We start from the raw sequence: 15,366 nt of genomic DNA on the forward strand, positions 1-15,366 counted from the left end.
ATGTCCCGCGAGCTGACCGGGGAATCCGCACCAACGTGGCGAATCGAAACGGACATCCCACTCGCATCGGCGTGAACACTGATCAGATGCTCTCTAACGACTCCTATCAAAAGGAGGTTTCCGGACTTCGGACGAGGAAGACCGCTGCCAGACCGTAAAGGTGCTGTGCGGGATCCTGTTCGTGTCGTACAAGAGGATCCGCTGGGAGTTTCTGCCCCAGGAGCTTGGCTTCGGCTCCGGGATGACCTGCCGGCGACCGGCTGCGGGACTGGAACGAGGCCGGCAGCAGGCACCACCTGATCGTCGAGGCGCACGACATCCCGCTCGCGGCAATCACCACCGGCGGCAACCGCGACGACGTCACCCGACTGATCCCGCTGATCCCGGCCGTCCCGCCGATCCGCGGCAAGCACGGACAGCCACTGCGCCGCCCCGAGCACCTGTACGCCGACCGCCGCCATGACCACGAGGTCTACCGGGACAAGGTCCGCCGGTTCCAGATCACCCCGCACCTCGCCCGGCGCGGCACCGGGCACGGCTCCGGCCTGGGCCTGCACGCGTTCGTCACCCTCGGACAGTCGGGCCCGCGCGGCCTCACATCCGGGATCTCAGTACGTCGACCTCACAGCCCGGCGCGAAGGGGTCGAAGCCGTGCTCGATCAGCCAGCGAACCGCCAGCAGGCTCCGCAACGACCACCACGCGTGGAGCACGTCGAGGTCGATGTCGCTGCCATAGCCGGCGATGACGTCGTCGAGGTGCTCCTCGTGTCCGAGCGTGAAGGTGGCGAGGTCGTACAGGGCATCACCCTGGCCCGCCTCGGACCAGTCGATGATGCCCGTGACCTCGTCGCCGTCGACGAAGACGTGCGCGATCTGCAGGTCGCCGTGCGTGAACGCCGGAGTCCACGGCCGGAGCGCGGCCTCGGCGACCTGGCGGTTGCGGGTGACCAGGTCGGCCGGCAGGACGCCGTTCGTCACGAGCAACTCGCACTCGTCGTCGAGTTCCGCCGCCAGCGCGACGATGCTCCGGCCGGCCCGGCCGGGACGGGACGGCAGCGGCGCGTCGTGCAGCTTCCGGATGGCGGCGCCCGCCGCGGCCCACGCCGTCGGCGACCCGGTCGACGGCCCGCCGAGGCGCCCAAGCGTCGTCCCGGGGAGTGCGCCGATCGCGAGCACGGGCGGCTTGTGCCACAGGACCTCCGGGGTCGGGACCGGCGCGAGGGACATCGCCTCGACCTCGACGTCGATGCGCGCCTGATCGGCGTCCACCTTCAGGAACACGTCGCCGACGCGCAGAGTCGCGCGCTCGGAATGGGCGACAACGACTTTGATCTCGTCCATGGGCGACCAGTATCCCGGGGATGATCGCCGACGTCGCCGGGTTTTCGCGTGCGATTACGCGGCTGACCGCCACCCGCTACCCAGCGGCCTCGTGCACGACACCGACCTCTGACCAGGTCAAGCCCACCACTCGGCATCCAGTGAGGTCCCGTCTCGGAAGCCGGGAAATCATGTGACGCGCGGCGTGATCCCGCCAACGGCACTGGTACTGCTCGGCATCGTCAGCGTGCAGGTGGGCTCGGCGTCGGCCAAGCACCTGTTCAGCGCGGTGGGCAGCTTCGGGACAGTCGCGTTGCGCCTGTTCTTCGCGGCGGCGGTTCTGATGCTGCTGTGGCGGCCGTCGCTGCGCATGAACCGACGCGCATGGACTGTGGTGCTCGGCTACGGCGTGACTCTCGGCTTGATGAACCTGTGCTTCTACCTGGCGCTGGCCCGGATCCCACTGGGGATCGCGGTGACCGTCGAGTTCCTCGGGCCGCTGGCGGTGGCCCTGGCCGGGTCGAGGCGATGGCTGGACGCGTTCTGGGCCGTGCTGGCGGCAGGCGGAGTGGTGCTGTTGATGGACGGAGGCGGCGACCGCAACCTCGTCGGGCTTCTGTTCGCCCTCGCCGCGGGAACGTGCTGGGGCCTGTACGTCCTGGTCGGCGCGGCGCTGGCCGCCACACCACGGAAGGCAACGGTCTGGCCCTGGGAATGGCCGTCGCGGCACTGGTGGCCGTTCCGTTCGGCGTGGCCGACAGCGGAACGGCGCTGATGCAGCCGTGGGTCCTGATCGCGGGGCTCGGCGTGGCGCTGTTGTCGTCGGTGATCCCGTACTCGCTGGATCTGGAAGCACTGCGCAAGATCCCACCGCGCGTGTTCGGCATCCTGATGAGCCTCGAACCGGCGATGGCGGCCCTCATCGGCCTCGTGGTGCTCCAGGAGTCGCTGCTGTGGTCGCAGTGGATCGCGGTGCTGTGCGTGGTGGCCGCATCGGCGGGCGCCGCGCGCGGCACCCGCACGGACGTCTAGTTCACGCGGACAGGGGCGGTCTCCCCCGGCTGTCCGTGTCGAGAAGCATCCTCGCGGCCACCGTCGACCCGTCGGTACGGATCGTGCCGGCCACGGCCCTGACACATGAGACGCGGGCACGGGCGAGGCCCGTGGTGAGCGCGGTGGACAGGGTCGAACGTCGGCGTCGGGCCGTCGTGTGCCGCCCCGATGCCCAGCTCGGCCACTCGGACGGCCCAGTGCGGCCGGTCGACAAGCTGGGGAGTTGGATCTCCTTGTCTTTTCCTTTTCTCATCATTCTTGGCACTTACCGGCCATAGCGACGGCCGAGAGCACGCGTTCGGGCACCCCGCACCGAGCGGAGCTGACATGCTCACACTTGGTCCCTGGTTTCCGAGTCCCGTCCCGCACACGGAAGGAACGACGGCCCGTGCTCGCACGCCTGCCCCGCCGCGCCCCAGGCCCGCTGCTCGCCCTTGTCGCCGCCCTGCTCACCGGACTGCTCGCACTGTTGACGACGCCTTCCTCGACCGCCGCGCCGCCGAGCCCGGACAGGCTCTGGACCGGGACCTGGGCATCGGGGGTGAGCGGGGTTCCGGCCGGCGCGGACACCGTCTTCACGGACCAGACCGTCCGTCAGGTCGTGCACCCCAGCGTCCCCGGACACACGGTCCGGGTACGGCTGACCAACGAGTACGGCACCGAGCCCCTGGTCGTCGGCGAGGCGCACCTCGCGCGCGGCGCCGACGGACCGACGGGCACCGAGATCGTCCCGGACAGCGACCGCGTCCTGCGCTTCGGCGGCCGATCGTCCGTCACTCTCGCTCCGGGCGAGCGGCGCTGGAGCGACCCGGTCGCCCTGCGCACCCCCGCCGCTGCGGACCTGGTCGTCAGCCTGCACCTACCGCAACGGACGCGTGCGACGACCGTCCACTCCGGGGCCTTCGAGGAAACGTACGTCGCCGCCGGCAACGTCGCGGGCAAGCCGAGCGTGGAACCGACGACGACCACGACGAGCTGGTACTTCCTGTCCGGGGTGAGCGTGACCGGCGGTGCCGCGCGTTCCTCCCTGGTCGCGTTCGGGGATTCGATCACCGACGGCGCCGTCACGGAGACCGGCGCCAACCACCGCTGGCCCGACCTGCTGGCCGAGCGCCTGCGCCAGGACCCCGGTCTGGCCCGGATCGGCGTCCTGAACACGGGCATCGGGGGCAACCGCCTGTTGCGCGACCCGAATCCGCCCGCGGGCAACCCGGCCGAGGCGTACGCCGCGTACTTCGGCGAGGCCGGCCTCAAACGCTTCGACCGCGACGTCACCTCCCAGCCGGGCGCCCGCTACGCGATCGTCCTGATCGGCGTCAACGACCTCGGCCACCCGGGGAACATCGCCCCCGCTGACGAGGAGGTCACGGCCGCGGACCTCATCGCCGGGTACCGGAAGCTCATCCGGCGCGCCCACGCCCATGGGCTGAAGATCTTCGGCGCCACGATCCTGCCGTTCGAGGGCGACACCCTGAACTTTTACACGCCCGAGCGTGAGGCGGCCCGGAAGACCGTCAACCGGTGGATCCGCACCAGCGGTGCGTACGACGGGGTCGTCGACTTCGACCGGGCGGTGCGCGACCCCGAGCACCCCGGCCGGCTGCTCCCGGCGTACGACAGCGGCGACCACCTCCACCCGAACGACGCGGGCATGGCCGCGATGGCCCGGGCCGTGCCCCTCGACCTCTTCCGCTGACCGGGCGGCGCGGAGACGCCCGCCCTCACTTTCGTCCAAGTGCCGCCGATCTTTGTCCATGGACCGGCCCGCCGCCGGGCGTCAGGGTGGGGGCCATGAGCAATTCACGGTCGGTGACTGCGACTTCGGCCAGGCGCGCGATCGGGCAGCGACGGATGCCGAGCGGGCTCGTCGCGCTGGCACTCGGCGGTTTCGGTATCGGTCTGACCGAGTTCCTGATCGCCGGGCTGCTGCCGCAGGTGGCGTCGAGTTTCGCGGTGTCCGAGGCGGCGGCGGGCCGGCTGATCTCCGGGTACGCGTTGAGTGTCGCGGTCGGAGCGATCGCGCTGACCGCGGCAACGACGCGACTGCCTCGCAAGGGAGTCCTGGTCGGCCTGGTGGCGTTGTTCGTCCTCGGCAACCTGTTGTCCGCTGTCGCGACGAGCTACCCGGTGATGATGCTCGGGCGGATCGTCGCGGCGCTGTGCCACGGTTCGTACTTCGGGATCGGTTCGCTGGTCGCTCGTAGTCTGGTCGCGCCGGAGAAGAAGTCCCGCGCGGTGGCGGTCATGTTCGCCGGGCTGACCGTCGCGAACGTGCTGGGAGTGCCGTTCGGCGCGCTGGTCGGTGAGCGCTGGGGCTGGAGGGCGGCTTTCTGGGCGGTAACCGGAATCGGCGTGCTCGCGCTGGCGGGAATCGTCGCTCTCGTCCCCGCCTGGGCGGGCCGGGCGCCGTCGCCGACAGGGGCAGGCCCCTCAGGTCGGGTGCCGGCACCGGTACCGCCCACCGGCTTGCGGGACCAGGTCCGCGCGTTCCGTTCCTCGCAGGTCTGGTTGACGCTGACGGCCACCGCGCTCGGCTACGGCGGGATGTTCGGCGCGTTCAGCTACATCGCGTACACGTTCACCGAGGTCGGTGGTTTCTCCCCGGGGGATGTCGCCTGGCTGTTGATGGTGTACGGCGTCGGTCTGGTCGTCGGGAATCTGATCGGCGGGCGAGCCGCCGACCGTGACCGTGACCGTACTCTGGTCCTCGCCCTGCTGGGACTCACCGTCACTCTGGCCGTGTTCGGGCTGCTGGCCGGCAGTCCCATCGCGTCGGTGATCCTGGTGTTTCTGATGGGTCTGTTCGGATTCGCCGGCGTGCCCGGCATGATCACTCGCGTCACCGACGCCGCCCACGGGGCGGCGCTGGCCGCCAGCGCCAACGTGTCCGCGTCCAACGTCGGCAACGCCCTGGGTGCCTGGCTGGGGGGCCTGGCCATCTCCGCGGGCCTCGGCTACACCGCGCCCCTCTACGTCGGCGCCGGCATCGCCCTGACCTCCGTCGTCGTCATGGCCGTCGCCGCCCGCCAAGCCAGGTCCCCCGCGCGGCAGACCCCATGACGGGCTGCCCGCCGTCATGGCAGGCGCGAAGTGGTGGACGAGGGCACCGGACGCCGTGGGCTCATCCCGTCATGACGACCCACACCGCCGAGGCGACGATCGTGACGGCGGTCAGGGCGACCATCACCGTCCTCATGGCCCTCACCGGTCGGTCCGGGCCGGACGCGGGGGCAGCCCCAGCGGCACCATCCAGGGCGCGGGTGGACGTTTCCCGGCTGTCGGCGTCTGCCCGGCCCGGGCGTCGGTGTCCCGCAGCTGCACGCACCAGACGCAGGTGTGCTCCTCCAGGCCGGCTAGCCGCTCATCGGGACCCGGGTCGGGTTTGTCACCGAAGACGTTCATGACCGCATCAACGACCCAACCGCGGACAGGCTGCCCCACGTCACCCGTTTGCACCACCGCTCAGGCGCCGCCCTTCGGGGCCTGACCACCCGTTCCGAACATCCTGGCCCAGGCCCCAGGGCCCGGTTCACCCGAATGGCTCACGTGTTGATGCAGCGCGCGTCCGCGCCGGAGACGATTCCGGTACGTGATCGCAGTGCGCTCTGCCCACCTTGCGGGAGGTGTGGAACATGCCGGAATCCACTTCCGGAACACGTCTCATCGGGGAACTCTCGGCCGAGTTCGCCGCCACACCTTCCGCGACCAGATCCGCCGGGTGCCCGCGCCGGGCGAGTGAAAGGGGCTGCCATGCCTGAGTTCGTCGGTGCAGTGGACCAAGGCACCACCAGCACCCGTTTCATGATCTTCGACCACGACGGCAACGAGGTCGCGCGTCACCAGCTCGAACACGAGCAGATCTTCCCGCGCTCCGGATGGGTCGAGCACGACCCCGTGGAGATCTGGGAACGCACGAACTCCACGATCCAGAACGCCCTCCGCCTGGGCGAGCTGTCCGCCGACGACCTGGTGGCGATCGGAATCACCAACCAGCGGGAGACCACGGTCATCTGGGATCCCAGCACCGGTCAGCCGTACTACAACGCGATCGTCTGGCAGGACACCCGCACCGACTCCATCGCGGCGGCGCTGGAACGCGAGCACGGCGACCTCATCCGGCGCAAGACGGGTCTGCCGCCGGCGACGTACTTCTCCGGCGGCAAGATCAAGTGGGTCCTGGAGAACGTCGACGGTGTCCGGGAGGCCGCCGAGAACGGGCGGGCCCTCTTCGGAAACACGGATGCCTGGGTTCTGTGGAACCTCACCGGCGGCCCGAGCGGCGGCATCCACGCGACGGACGTCACCAACGCCAGCCGCACGATGCTGATGAACCTCGAGACCCTCGACTGGGACGACGAGTTGCTCGACGTCTTCGGCATCCCGCGCGCCATGCTCCCGGCCATCAAGCCGTCCTCGCACGCGGAGGCGTTCGGGACCACCCGCACCAGCCGTCCGCTGCGCACCGCGGTGCCCATCACCGGTGTCCTCGGGGACCAGCAGGCGGCCACGGTCGGCCAGGTCTGCTTCAGCCCGGGCGAGGCCAAGAACACCTACGGCACCGGCAACTTCCTGGTCCTCAACACGGGCACGGAGATCGTCCGCTCCAGCAGTGGTCTGCTGACCACGCTGTGCTACCAGTTCGGGGACGCGCCCGCGGTGTACGCGCTGGAGGGCTCGATGGCGGTCACCGGGTCCGCCGTCCAGTGGCTCCGGGACCAGATGCGGATCATCTCCTCCGCGCCGGAGATCGAGACGCTGGCCCGGCAGGTGGAGGACAACGGCGGCATCTACTTCGTGCCGGCCTTCTCCGGTCTGTTCGCGCCGTACTGGCGCTCCGACGCCCGCGGCGCGATCGTCGGCCTCGCCCGGTACCACACCAGCGGCCACCTCGCCCGGGCGACCCTCGAGGCCATCTGCTACCAGAGCCGCGACGTCGCCGAGGCCATGGAGCGGGACTCCGGGGTGACGCTCGACGTGCTGCGGGTCGACGGCGGCGTCACCGCCAACGACCTGTGCATGCAGATCCAGGCCGACGTCCTCGGCGTACCGGTCAGCCGCCCGGTCGTCGCCGAGACCACCGCGCTCGGCGCGGCGTACGCGGCGGGACTCGCCACCGGCTTCTGGCAGAACACCGACGAACTCCGCCAGCACTGGCACGAGTCGAAACGGTGGGACCCGCAGTGGAACGACGAGGAGCGCGAGAAGGGCTACGCGGGCTGGAAGAAGGCGGTGGAACGCAGCCTCGACTGGGTCGAGGTCGAGTAACACACCTCCCACCACCATGAACCGCGCACTCGGCCGGGCTGGAGCCCGGCCGAGTGTTCTTTCTCAGTACGGCGCGATGGAGCCCCCGGGCAGCGCCCGGCCTTGAAGCTGCCACTCGGGGTCGAGGTCGATGCCGAGACGGTCCAGGACCGTTGGGGCTATGTCGATGAGCCGGGGCTCGTCGAGGCGCGTGCCGGCCGGTGTCCCGGGTTCGGCGAGGATGACGAAGACCTCCCGCTCGGCGCGGGTGTCGCCGCCGTGGCCGCCGCCGTCGAGATGGCCGTGGTCCGTGGTGACCAGCACGGTCCAGTGCTCGTCGGCGCGATCGGGACGGGAGCGGCGGGCTTGTATCGCCTCCAGAAGGCGCCCGAGGTGGGCGTCCTGGTCCAGCAGAGCCTGGTCGTAGGCGGGACTGAGGGGTCCTGTGTCGTGGCCGGCCTCGTCGGTGGCGCCCAAGTAGACGAACACGGCGTCCGGGTCGTCCTCGGTGAGCCGGCGCACGACGTTGTCGGTGACGAGGGCGTCCGAGGATCCGTAGCCGTCGCGGTCGCCGTCGTAATGCACGAGGTGGCCGATGGCGGAGCCGAGCGTGCCGCGGCGTACCAGTTCCGCCCAGGACACCGCGGCCGCGGTGCGCAGACCGGGACGCACGGTGGCCGCGCGGGTGAGGAAGTCGGGGTAACGCAGGTAGTCGGCACCGGTGAAGTCGTTGCCGGTCACCCCGTGCCGGTCGGGCCACACCCCGGTGAGCACGCTCGACCAACCGGGCCCGGAGTCGGTGTAGGCCATGCTGGTCGACGGGCCGCCGTCGGCATGGCCGTCCACCTCGCCGTAGGGCAACAGGCTGGTGCCGTGGGCGCCCGAGGCCAGCAGACCGTGCAGGACGGGCGCGACGGACGGCGACCGGGTCAGCCGGTCGTAGCGCAACCCGTCCATACCGACGACGAGCACCTTGCCGTGCGGGGTGGGGCGATGCGCGCGAGGCATGGCGGAACTATACGGCTCGGAGCAGGCATGCGCAGGGGGCAGTCGGCCTTCCGTCCTGGCCGGCTGCCCCCTGCTGGAGATCGCCCGTCCCCTCCCACGTCATCACACGTCAGCCCGCACCCTCCCGTTCCCAGCGGTAGAAGCACCGTGCCATTGCGTCCTTGGGGCTGCGCCAGTGCTCCGGGTCGTAGGCGGAGACATACGGGGCGAGCCGTTCGCTGACGTCGCGGAACTCCGGGTGGCCGGCCAGCTTGGCGATGGTGGGGGCAGGGTCGCGTTCGCTCTCGATGAGGTGCAGGTACACATCGCCGAACTCGAAGAGGCTGCGCCGGGCGACTCCCGCGAGGTGGGGCAGTTCGCCGCGGTCCGACTCGGCGAAGACCTTGGCGATGTCCGATGCGGCGCCGGGCGCCATGCGGGCGACGATCAGGGTGTGGTGCATCAGGGAGTCCCCTTCGGTCAGGTCAGTCGGTGAGGACCGCGGCGCCGTGCCGTTCGCCCGCGGCCCGCTCGATCCGGTCGCGGATGAGGGCCATCTGCTTGCGGGAGTTGCGGTTGATGATCTCCGTCATCGCGTCGTCGTCGACGGGTGCGTCCGGCTTCATCGCGAAGTCCTGGATCCAGTCCATCCGGGTGCCGTGAGGTGTCTCGGTGTACTCCCAGCGGATCTTCATGTATTCGAAGGGGCCGGTCTCGACGCGATGGGCCCAGACGGACCGCGTCACGGGATCCGCCACGCGTTCGGACACCCAGCTCCACACCCGTCCCTCGTCGTCGGGGTACATGGTGAGCCGGAACGTCGTGCGGTGGCCGTCGCGGTCGAGCACCTCGACGGAGGAGTACTCGCTGAACAGCCGCGGCCAGTTCTGGATGTCGTTGGTCATGTCCCAGACCAGGTCCAGGGGTGCCGCGATGGTGATCTCGTTCTCGGTGTGGCCGGCCATGTCATGCTCCCTTCGCCAGGACGCCGTTCACCACGGCGAGGAACTCTTCGGGCGTCTTGCAACGCTCCATCTGCTCGGGCAGACCCATGCCGTGGCGTTTCTCCAGTTCGGCCACGATGCCGAGGAGGCCGAGGGAGTCCAGGCCGAAGGTGTCCCAGCCCGAACCCGCCTCCTCCTCGAGGATGAGGGGATCGACGCTCACTCCGGCCGAACGCTTCATCAGCTCGGCCAGATCCTCGATCGTCACCTGGTGGTCCACTTGGTCGGTCATAGGGATGTACTCCTTCAATCGGAGGGCGAAGCGGTGCCCGGACGCAGGACGAGCGCCGAGTTGAAGCCCATGAGTCCGCGGCTGAGCACCAGTGCCGTGCGCAGTTCGGCAGGGCGTGGACGGCCCACCACCAGGTCGATGTGGTGGCAGATGTCGAAGACGTTGGGCGTGGGCGGGATCACCCCGTGCTCCATCGCGAGCACCGCCGTCGCCACGTCGAGCACCGGTGCCGCGCAGTACGCACGTCCCGTTCCCGTCTTGGGAGCGGTGACCGGCACGCGCCGGGCATGCGGGCCGAGTGCGTCGGTGAGGGCCAGTGCCTCGGCCTGGTCGGCCTCGGGCACGCCGAGGGCGTCCGCGAACACGATGTCCACGTCCTCCGGGCGGCAGTCGGCCTCCGCCAGCGCGCCGCTGATCGCCCGGGCCAGCCCGGCGCGGGAGTCCTCCCAACGGGAGGCTCCGGTGAACGTCGCCGCGTGGCCTGCCACCGTCGCTCGTGGGGTGACCCCTCGTTCACGCGCCGTCCGCTCCTCCTCCACCACGAGCATGGCTCCGCCCTCTGCGGGCACGAACCCGCAGGCGGCGGTGGTGAAGGGCCGGTAGGCGCGTTGCGGGTCGGCGCTGCGGCTGAGCTCGGGGTAGCCCAGCTGGCAGACGATCGAGTACGGGGCCAGCGGGGCCTCGGTCGCGCCGACGACGACCGCGTCGGTGCCGCGCCGCACGGCCTGGGCGGCGTGTGCCAGGGCGTCCAGGCCACCGGCTTCGTCGCTCGCCACGACACCGCAGGGGCCCTTGAAGCCGTTGCTGATCGAGATCTGCCCCGTGCTGGCCGCGTAGAACCACGCGATCGACTGGTAGGGGCCGACGTAGCGCGATCCCTGTCCCCACAGCTTCTGGAGTTCGCGCTGACCGAACTCACCGCCGCCGGAGCCCGCGGCGGTGAACACCCCGACCGAGTAGGGCGAGTCGATGTCGGCGTGCCCGAAACCCGCGTCGTTCAGGGCCAGTTGGGCCGCCGCCATCGCGAAGTGCGTGAACCTGTCGGTCTGGACGAGGAACGTTCCCTCGATCAGGGCGTCCGCGTCGAAGTCGCGTACCTCGCCCGCGATCCGCAGGGGAAGGTGCGCGCATCCTTCCTTGCCGACGGGCGCGAGGCTGCTGCCGCCCTCCTCGACGGTCTTCCAGAACACCTCGGTACCGATCCCGTGGGGTGTCACCACGCCGAGGCCGGTGACGACCGCGTTGCGCCTGGGACGTTGACTGCTCACTGCCGCCTCCCCTCCGGGCCGGTCAGCACGACCGCGGACTGGAACCCGCCGAAGCCGCTGCCCACCGACAGCACGTGGCGCAGCTTCCGCTCGCGTGCCGCGCGGGGCACGTAGTCCAGGTCGCATTCGGGGTCCGGGGTCTCGTAGTTGGCCGTCGGTGGTACCACCTGGTGGGACAGGGCCAGGACGCAGGCCGCGACCTCGATGGAGCCGATCGCTCCGAGCGAGTGGCCCACCATGGACTTGATCGAGCTCATCGGCGTCGCGTAGGCGTGGTCGCCCAGTGACCGTTTGACCGCCGCGGTCTCGTGCCGGTCGTTCTGCTTGGTGCCCGAGCCGTGCGCGTTGACGTAGTCGATGTCGGAGCCGTTGACGCGGGCCTGGTCGAGTGCGCCGTCGATCGCCCGCGACATCTCCAGGCCCTCCTTGGTGAGCCCGGTCATGTGGTAGGCGTTGCCATACGTCGCGTAGCCGGCGATCTCGCAGTACACCTCCGCCCCACGGGCACGCGCGTGTTCGAGGTCCTCCAGGACCAGTACCGCGGCGCCTTCTCCCATGACGAACCCGTCGCGGCGGGCGTCGAAGGGGCGGGAGGCGTGCGCGGCGTCGTCGTTGTTCGGGGAGGTCGCCTTGATGGCGTCGAAGCACGCCATCGTGATCGGCGAGATCGGGGAGTCCGCGGCGCCGGCGAGGCATACGTCGACGCGGCCCTCGGCTATGGCGTGGTAGGCGTATCCGACCGCGTCCAGCCCGGACGTGCACCCCGTGGAGACAGTCTGTACGGGACCGTGGGCGCCGAACTCCTCGGCGACCGCGGAGGCGAGGGTGCTCGGGGTGAAGGCCCGGTGCAGTGACGGCTCCGCCCGCCGGTCGTCGACGTCCCACCGCGCGCCGTTCGCGCTGACGAGGACGTAGTCGTGTTCCAGGCGTGTGGTGCCGCCCACCGCGCTGCCGAGGCTTGCCCCCATCCTCCAGGGGTCGGTCCGCTGGAGGTCGAGGTCCGCGTCCCGGACCGCCTCGCGGGCTGCGACCAGCGCGAACTGTACGTATCTGTCGCACCGTTGGGTGTCCTCGTGGTCCAGACCGTGCGCCGACGGGTCGAAGTCGCACTCGGCCGCGATCTGTGAGCGCAGGCTCGCCGGGTCGAAGAGGGATATCCGGCGGGTCGCCGTACGCCCGTTGGACAGCAGGTCCCAGAACTGGGATATGCCGATTCCGCCGGGGGCGACGACACCCACGCCGGTGACGGCCACCCGCCGGTTCATGAGACCACCTCGGCCCGCGCGGTTCCTTCCGTCTCCTCCGTGTCGACATGGCCGAGTTCCGGGCGGGGAGCCAGCGGGCCCAGGTGGAAGACCATGCGGGCCTCGGTGTCGCCGACGTTGCGGAAGCGGTGCCGGGTGTTCAGCGGGATCAGAAGCCCCTGACCGGGCCGGAGGGTGTGGGGCTCGCCCTCCAGGTCCACTTCGAGGGCGCCGTCGGTGATGTACACGAACTCCTCGGAGTACGGGTGGTAGTGCTCGCCGATGCGCTCCCCGGGCTGCACGATGGCCACGCCCATGAATCCGCTGGTCGACCCCACCGTGGTGGGCGTGAGGAGGGCACGGAGGTCGCCGCCTCGCCGGCGGTTGGGCGCGATGTCGTCGAGGTCGACGATGCGTGCGTGCTGTTCTGCCATGTCGGTCTCCGGAGCAGGATGCGAAGGTGCGGGACGAGATGCTGCGGTGGGCTGCGGCGGACAGCAGCCGGGGTCAGGAGGCCGGTGCCCGGCGGTCGGTGAGGGGCTTCATGCGGGCGCGGGTGAAGAGCCGCGGCAGTGCCCCGTCGTCCGTCGGGGCCTCGCCGAGGCCGAGTGCTCCGGCGTCGAGCAGACTCCCCGCCTCGGCGACGACGGCGGACGTGTGCAGGGCCAGCGCGGCTCCGGGCGAGTTCTCCGGTTCGTCCTCCATGTCGACGAGCCGGACGACGAGGTCGTCGCGGTGGAAGACGGTGCAGGCGAGGACCGGGCCGGACGGGTCGCTCATGGAGGCCACGTCCTGCTGTGCCAGAAGCATGGCCAGTGCGTGGCCGTTCCCGGGCATCGCCGGGTAGGAGAACGCGCACCGCTGCACGTGCAGGCCCTCCCGGCGGCCGGAGGCCACGTGATGGACGGCGGGGACCGCTGCGCGGGTGAAGAACAGCCGGGCGGACTGCGGGTCGCTGAGGTCCCGTTCCTGTTCCAGATAGGGGTCGAGGGCCTGCTCGACGGCGCGGATCTCGGGCTGCCGGGCGACGTGCCGCAGCGCGGCCTGCATGTCGCCCTGGACCTCGATCGCTCGGACGACACGGTTGCCGTGCATGAACAGTGAGGTACGCAGCAGCCGGGTGGTGTCGTCCACCTGGGCCTCGGGCGAGTCGTAACCGGACAGGATCTCCGCGACCTTGGCCTCGCTGCCGCGCTTGACCGTGAAGGTCAGCGCCTGCCGGACCGTGTTGCCGCCCAGGCGCGGCGCGGACTGCAGCCGTTGCCGGGACGCGCTACGCGCCTTGTGGTTCTTGCCGGAGGTCTCTCGCAGGACGGTGTACCGCATGGCCCGGGTGTCACGGACACAGTTCTGCAGGGGCTTGACCATCTCCAGGTGGTCCTCGCTGTTGACCCACGCGAGGAAGGGCGGTGCGCTCTCCCACTCACTGGTGATGAGCCATTGGGTGGGGTTCTCGAGGGACTGGCAGAGCTGGTCGCTGATGTGGCCGGGCACGGAGGCGACCTGGTCGCACATGTGCTCGTAGGCGGCGAGGAACTCCTGCTGGGTTCCGTCATGGATGTCCAGCATCAGCACAACCCGCACTCGGGACCCGTCGAACGCTGTGGTGGAGACGCCGTCCGGGATCACCGAAACGGCTGGGGAGATTGCCATCCGGCACACCTCTTCCTGTGGAACGGGGCGGACCGCCGCAACACCTGAGCGCGTATCGGTCGCATCGCAACGATCGTGTGTCGTGCCGTGCGACACCGCGAACCAGCCGGGCCATGCGGGTGAACCCCAGGAGCGTGCGTGCGCCGCCCTTGAAGCCCGTCGCGCGGCGCCCGCTCAGTGCTTCGGCCGTAGCACCCGGGCGGTGCGGAATTCGGTGGCCCCTGGGCGAGGCGCTCCAGCACAGTGGGGTCATGACGATCTCCGGCGCCAGGTTCCTGCCCGGCATCGAGCTGTCCAGGATCCTGTACGAGGAGGCGGTGCGACCGATCCTCCGGGAGGCCTTTCCGGGGCTGCGGTACGCGGCCGCGCGGGTCGGCGGCGGGTCCGAGGTGCTGGGCTTCGACACCCCGCGGTCCGCAGACCACGAGTGGGGGCCGCGGCTGGAGATCTTCCTGACCGCCGAGGAGCACGCACGGCATGGTGCGGACATCCGCCGCACCTTGGCCGAGCGGCTGCCGAAACAGGTTCGGGGCTGGCCCACCCACTTCCAGGAGAGCGACGACCCGCTGGACCCGGTCGGCCGCATGCAGCCGACCGATGGCCCGGTCAACCACCGCGTGGACGTGTTCGACGTGGACGGATGGCTGGCCGCGCAGCTCGGAGTGGGTGGGGCCGAGGTGACGCTGAGCGTCCGTGACTGGCTTGCCGTACCGCAGCAGCGGCTCGCCGAGACCACCGGTGGGGCGGTGTTCCACGACGAGCCCGGCACGCTCAGCGACCGCCGGCGCGGGCTGGAGTGGTACCCGGAGCAGGTGTGGCGGTACCTGTTGGCGTGCCAGTGGCAGCGCGTGTCGCGGGAGGAGGCGTTCGTGGGGCGGTGCGCGGAAGTCGGTGACGACATCGGGTCCGCCGTCGTGGCCGCCCGTCTGGTGCGCGACCTGATGTGTCTGTGCCTGCTGCTGGAGCGCCGCTACGCCCCGTACGGCAAGTGGCTCGGCAGCGCGTTCGGCAGACTGTCGGTGGCCGAGTCGCTCACCCCGGCGTTGCGCGGTGTGCTGTCGGCGACGGACTACCCGGCCCGCGAGGCGCACCTGTGCGACGCCTACGAGGCCGTCGCCTCACTGCAGAACGCGTCAGGACTCATCGCGCCGGTGGACCCGGGGCGTCGGAGCTACTACTCGCGCCCTTTCCTGGTCCTGCACGCCGACCGATTCGCGCAGGCACTCGCGCGCACCGTCACGGACCCGGACCTGTGCACGTTGCCGCTGGTGGGAAACGTCGACCAGTGGGCCGACAGTACCGACCTGCTCGACCAGCGCCGCGCGATCCGGGCCGCGACGCACGGCGTCGGGTGAACCGGG

General features: G+C 70.5%; 16 protein-coding genes and 1 pseudogene. 7 read left to right on the plus strand and 10 right to left on the minus strand.

Features of this window, described 5'->3' with window-relative positions; translation table 11 throughout:
- Positions 1-235: 235 nt before the first annotated feature.
- Positions 236-551 (plus strand): annotated as a pseudogene (locus AB0959_RS45820) (IS5/IS1182 family transposase); the annotation flags it as partial.
- 43 nt (positions 552-594) lie between these two features.
- On the opposite strand, the gene AB0959_RS45825 reads toward AB0959_RS45820, so the two are convergent.
- Positions 595-1,341: an aminoglycoside phosphotransferase family protein gene (locus tag AB0959_RS45825; RefSeq protein ID WP_366832852.1), complete on the minus strand. Its 747-nt coding sequence runs from the start codon at positions 1,339-1,341 to the stop codon at positions 595-597.
- A gap of 172 nt (positions 1,342-1,513) precedes the next feature.
- Between AB0959_RS45825 and AB0959_RS45830 the strand changes: the two genes are divergently transcribed.
- The 4 genes from AB0959_RS45830 to AB0959_RS45845 all read left to right on the plus strand — a co-directional run bounded on the left by AB0959_RS45830 (position 1,514) and on the right by AB0959_RS45845 (position 5,433).
- A complete protein-coding gene (locus AB0959_RS45830) occupies positions 1,514-2,095 on the plus strand; it encodes a hypothetical protein (RefSeq protein WP_366832853.1) in 582 nt (193 codons plus the stop codon).
- Positions 2,071-2,352, plus strand: a complete 282-nt coding sequence (locus tag AB0959_RS45835; protein ID WP_366832854.1) for an EamA family transporter — start codon at positions 2,071-2,073, stop codon at positions 2,350-2,352. The genes AB0959_RS45830 and AB0959_RS45835 overlap by 25 nt, the downstream gene beginning before the upstream one ends.
- Positions 2,353-2,761: 409 nt before the next feature.
- Positions 2,762-4,069 carry an SGNH/GDSL hydrolase family protein gene (locus AB0959_RS45840; protein ID WP_366832855.1) on the plus strand — a complete coding sequence of 436 codons (1,308 nt, stop codon included), beginning with the start codon at positions 2,762-2,764 and terminating at the stop codon, positions 4,067-4,069.
- Positions 4,070-4,224: 155 nt separating this feature from the next.
- Positions 4,225-5,433, plus strand: coding sequence for an MFS transporter (locus tag AB0959_RS45845; RefSeq protein WP_366832907.1), 1,209 nt, complete (start codon positions 4,225-4,227; stop codon positions 5,431-5,433).
- A gap of 141 nt (positions 5,434-5,574) precedes the next feature.
- Here the strand turns inward: AB0959_RS45845 and AB0959_RS45850 are convergent, their stop codons facing one another.
- On the minus strand, positions 5,575-5,775 hold the full coding sequence (locus tag AB0959_RS45850; RefSeq protein WP_366832856.1) for a hypothetical protein: 201 nt from the start codon (positions 5,773-5,775) through the stop codon (positions 5,575-5,577).
- A gap of 348 nt (positions 5,776-6,123) precedes the next feature.
- On the opposite strand from AB0959_RS45850, the gene glpK reads away from it, so the two are divergent.
- Positions 6,124-7,638 carry a glycerol kinase GlpK gene (gene glpK / locus AB0959_RS45855; protein ID WP_366832857.1) on the plus strand — a complete coding sequence of 505 codons (1,515 nt, stop codon included), beginning with the start codon at positions 6,124-6,126 and terminating at the stop codon, positions 7,636-7,638.
- A gap of 63 nt (positions 7,639-7,701) precedes the next feature.
- On the opposite strand, the gene AB0959_RS45860 is transcribed toward glpK, so the two are convergent.
- From AB0959_RS45860 to AB0959_RS45895, 8 genes are all read right to left on the minus strand, one after another.
- Positions 7,702-8,625, minus strand: a complete 924-nt coding sequence (locus AB0959_RS45860) for an alkaline phosphatase family protein (protein ID WP_366832859.1) — start codon at positions 8,623-8,625, stop codon at positions 7,702-7,704.
- 109 nt (positions 8,626-8,734) lie between these two features.
- Entirely contained in the window at positions 8,735-9,067 is a 333-nt protein-coding gene (locus AB0959_RS45865; protein ID WP_366832860.1) for a TcmI family type II polyketide cyclase, read from the minus strand.
- Between the two features lie 22 nt (positions 9,068-9,089).
- Positions 9,090-9,569, minus strand: a complete 480-nt coding sequence (locus AB0959_RS45870) for an SRPBCC family protein (protein ID WP_366832861.1) — start codon at positions 9,567-9,569, stop codon at positions 9,090-9,092.
- Position 9,570: 1 nt separating this feature from the next.
- Positions 9,571-9,840 (minus strand): acyl carrier protein, encoded by a 270-nt coding sequence (locus AB0959_RS45875; protein WP_366832862.1) that lies wholly within the window; start codon positions 9,838-9,840, stop codon positions 9,571-9,573.
- Positions 9,841-9,854: 14 nt separating this feature from the next.
- Complete coding sequence (locus AB0959_RS45880) at positions 9,855-11,108, minus strand: ketosynthase chain-length factor (protein ID WP_366832863.1); 1,254 nt, start codon at positions 11,106-11,108, stop codon at positions 9,855-9,857.
- The gene (locus AB0959_RS45885; RefSeq protein ID WP_366832864.1) at positions 11,105-12,373 is read right to left on the minus strand and encodes a beta-ketoacyl-[acyl-carrier-protein] synthase family protein; all 1,269 of its coding nucleotides are present in this window, start codon (positions 12,371-12,373) and stop codon (positions 11,105-11,107) included. Before AB0959_RS45885 ends, AB0959_RS45880 begins: the two co-directional genes overlap by 4 nt.
- Entirely contained in the window at positions 12,370-12,786 is a 417-nt protein-coding gene (locus AB0959_RS45890) for a cupin domain-containing protein (protein ID WP_366832865.1), read from the minus strand. Before AB0959_RS45890 ends, AB0959_RS45885 begins: the two co-directional genes overlap by 4 nt.
- Before the next feature lie 73 nt (positions 12,787-12,859).
- Positions 12,860-14,005 carry a SchA/CurD-like domain-containing protein gene (locus AB0959_RS45895; RefSeq protein WP_366832867.1) on the minus strand — a complete coding sequence of 382 codons (1,146 nt, stop codon included), beginning with the start codon at positions 14,003-14,005 and terminating at the stop codon, positions 12,860-12,862.
- A gap of 251 nt (positions 14,006-14,256) precedes the next feature.
- On the opposite strand from AB0959_RS45895, the gene AB0959_RS45900 reads away from it, so the two are divergent.
- Positions 14,257-15,360: a DUF4037 domain-containing protein gene (locus tag AB0959_RS45900; protein WP_366832868.1), complete on the plus strand. Its 1,104-nt coding sequence runs from the start codon at positions 14,257-14,259 to the stop codon at positions 15,358-15,360.
- Positions 15,361-15,366: the final 6 nt, after the last annotated feature.

The organism is Streptomyces sp. NPDC046862 (assembly GCF_040704615.1).
Lineage (GTDB): Bacteria > Actinomycetota > Actinomycetes > Streptomycetales > Streptomycetaceae > Streptomyces.

Excerpts from the sequence above, each read along its gene's own strand:
- AB0959_RS45870 (WP_366832861.1), bottom strand. The coding sequence starts at position 9,569 with ATGGCCGGCCACACCGAGAACGAGATCACCATCGCGGCACCCCTGGAC.
- AB0959_RS45860 (WP_366832859.1), bottom strand. The coding sequence starts at position 8,625 with ATGCCTCGCGCGCATCGCCCCACCCCGCACGGCAAGGTGCTCGTCGTC.
- AB0959_RS45885 (WP_366832864.1), bottom strand. The coding sequence starts at position 12,373 with ATGAACCGGCGGGTGGCCGTCACCGGCGTGGGTGTCGTCGCCCCCGGC.
- AB0959_RS45865 (WP_366832860.1), bottom strand. The coding sequence starts at position 9,067 with ATGCACCACACCCTGATCGTCGCCCGCATGGCGCCCGGCGCCGCATCG.
- AB0959_RS45825 (WP_366832852.1), bottom strand. The coding sequence starts at position 1,341 with ATGGACGAGATCAAAGTCGTTGTCGCCCATTCCGAGCGCGCGACTCTG.
- glpK (WP_366832857.1), top strand. The coding sequence starts at position 6,124 with ATGCCTGAGTTCGTCGGTGCAGTGGACCAAGGCACCACCAGCACCCGT.
- AB0959_RS45890 (WP_366832865.1), bottom strand. The coding sequence starts at position 12,786 with ATGGCAGAACAGCACGCACGCATCGTCGACCTCGACGACATCGCGCCC.
- AB0959_RS45900 (WP_366832868.1), top strand. The coding sequence starts at position 14,257 with ATGACGATCTCCGGCGCCAGGTTCCTGCCCGGCATCGAGCTGTCCAGG.
- AB0959_RS45895 (WP_366832867.1), bottom strand. The coding sequence starts at position 14,005 with ATGGCAATCTCCCCAGCCGTTTCGGTGATCCCGGACGGCGTCTCCACC.
- AB0959_RS45875 (WP_366832862.1), bottom strand. The coding sequence starts at position 9,840 with ATGACCGACCAAGTGGACCACCAGGTGACGATCGAGGATCTGGCCGAG.
- AB0959_RS45845 (WP_366832907.1), top strand. The coding sequence starts at position 4,225 with ATGCCGAGCGGGCTCGTCGCGCTGGCACTCGGCGGTTTCGGTATCGGT.
- AB0959_RS45850 (WP_366832856.1), bottom strand. The coding sequence starts at position 5,775 with ATGAACGTCTTCGGTGACAAACCCGACCCGGGTCCCGATGAGCGGCTA.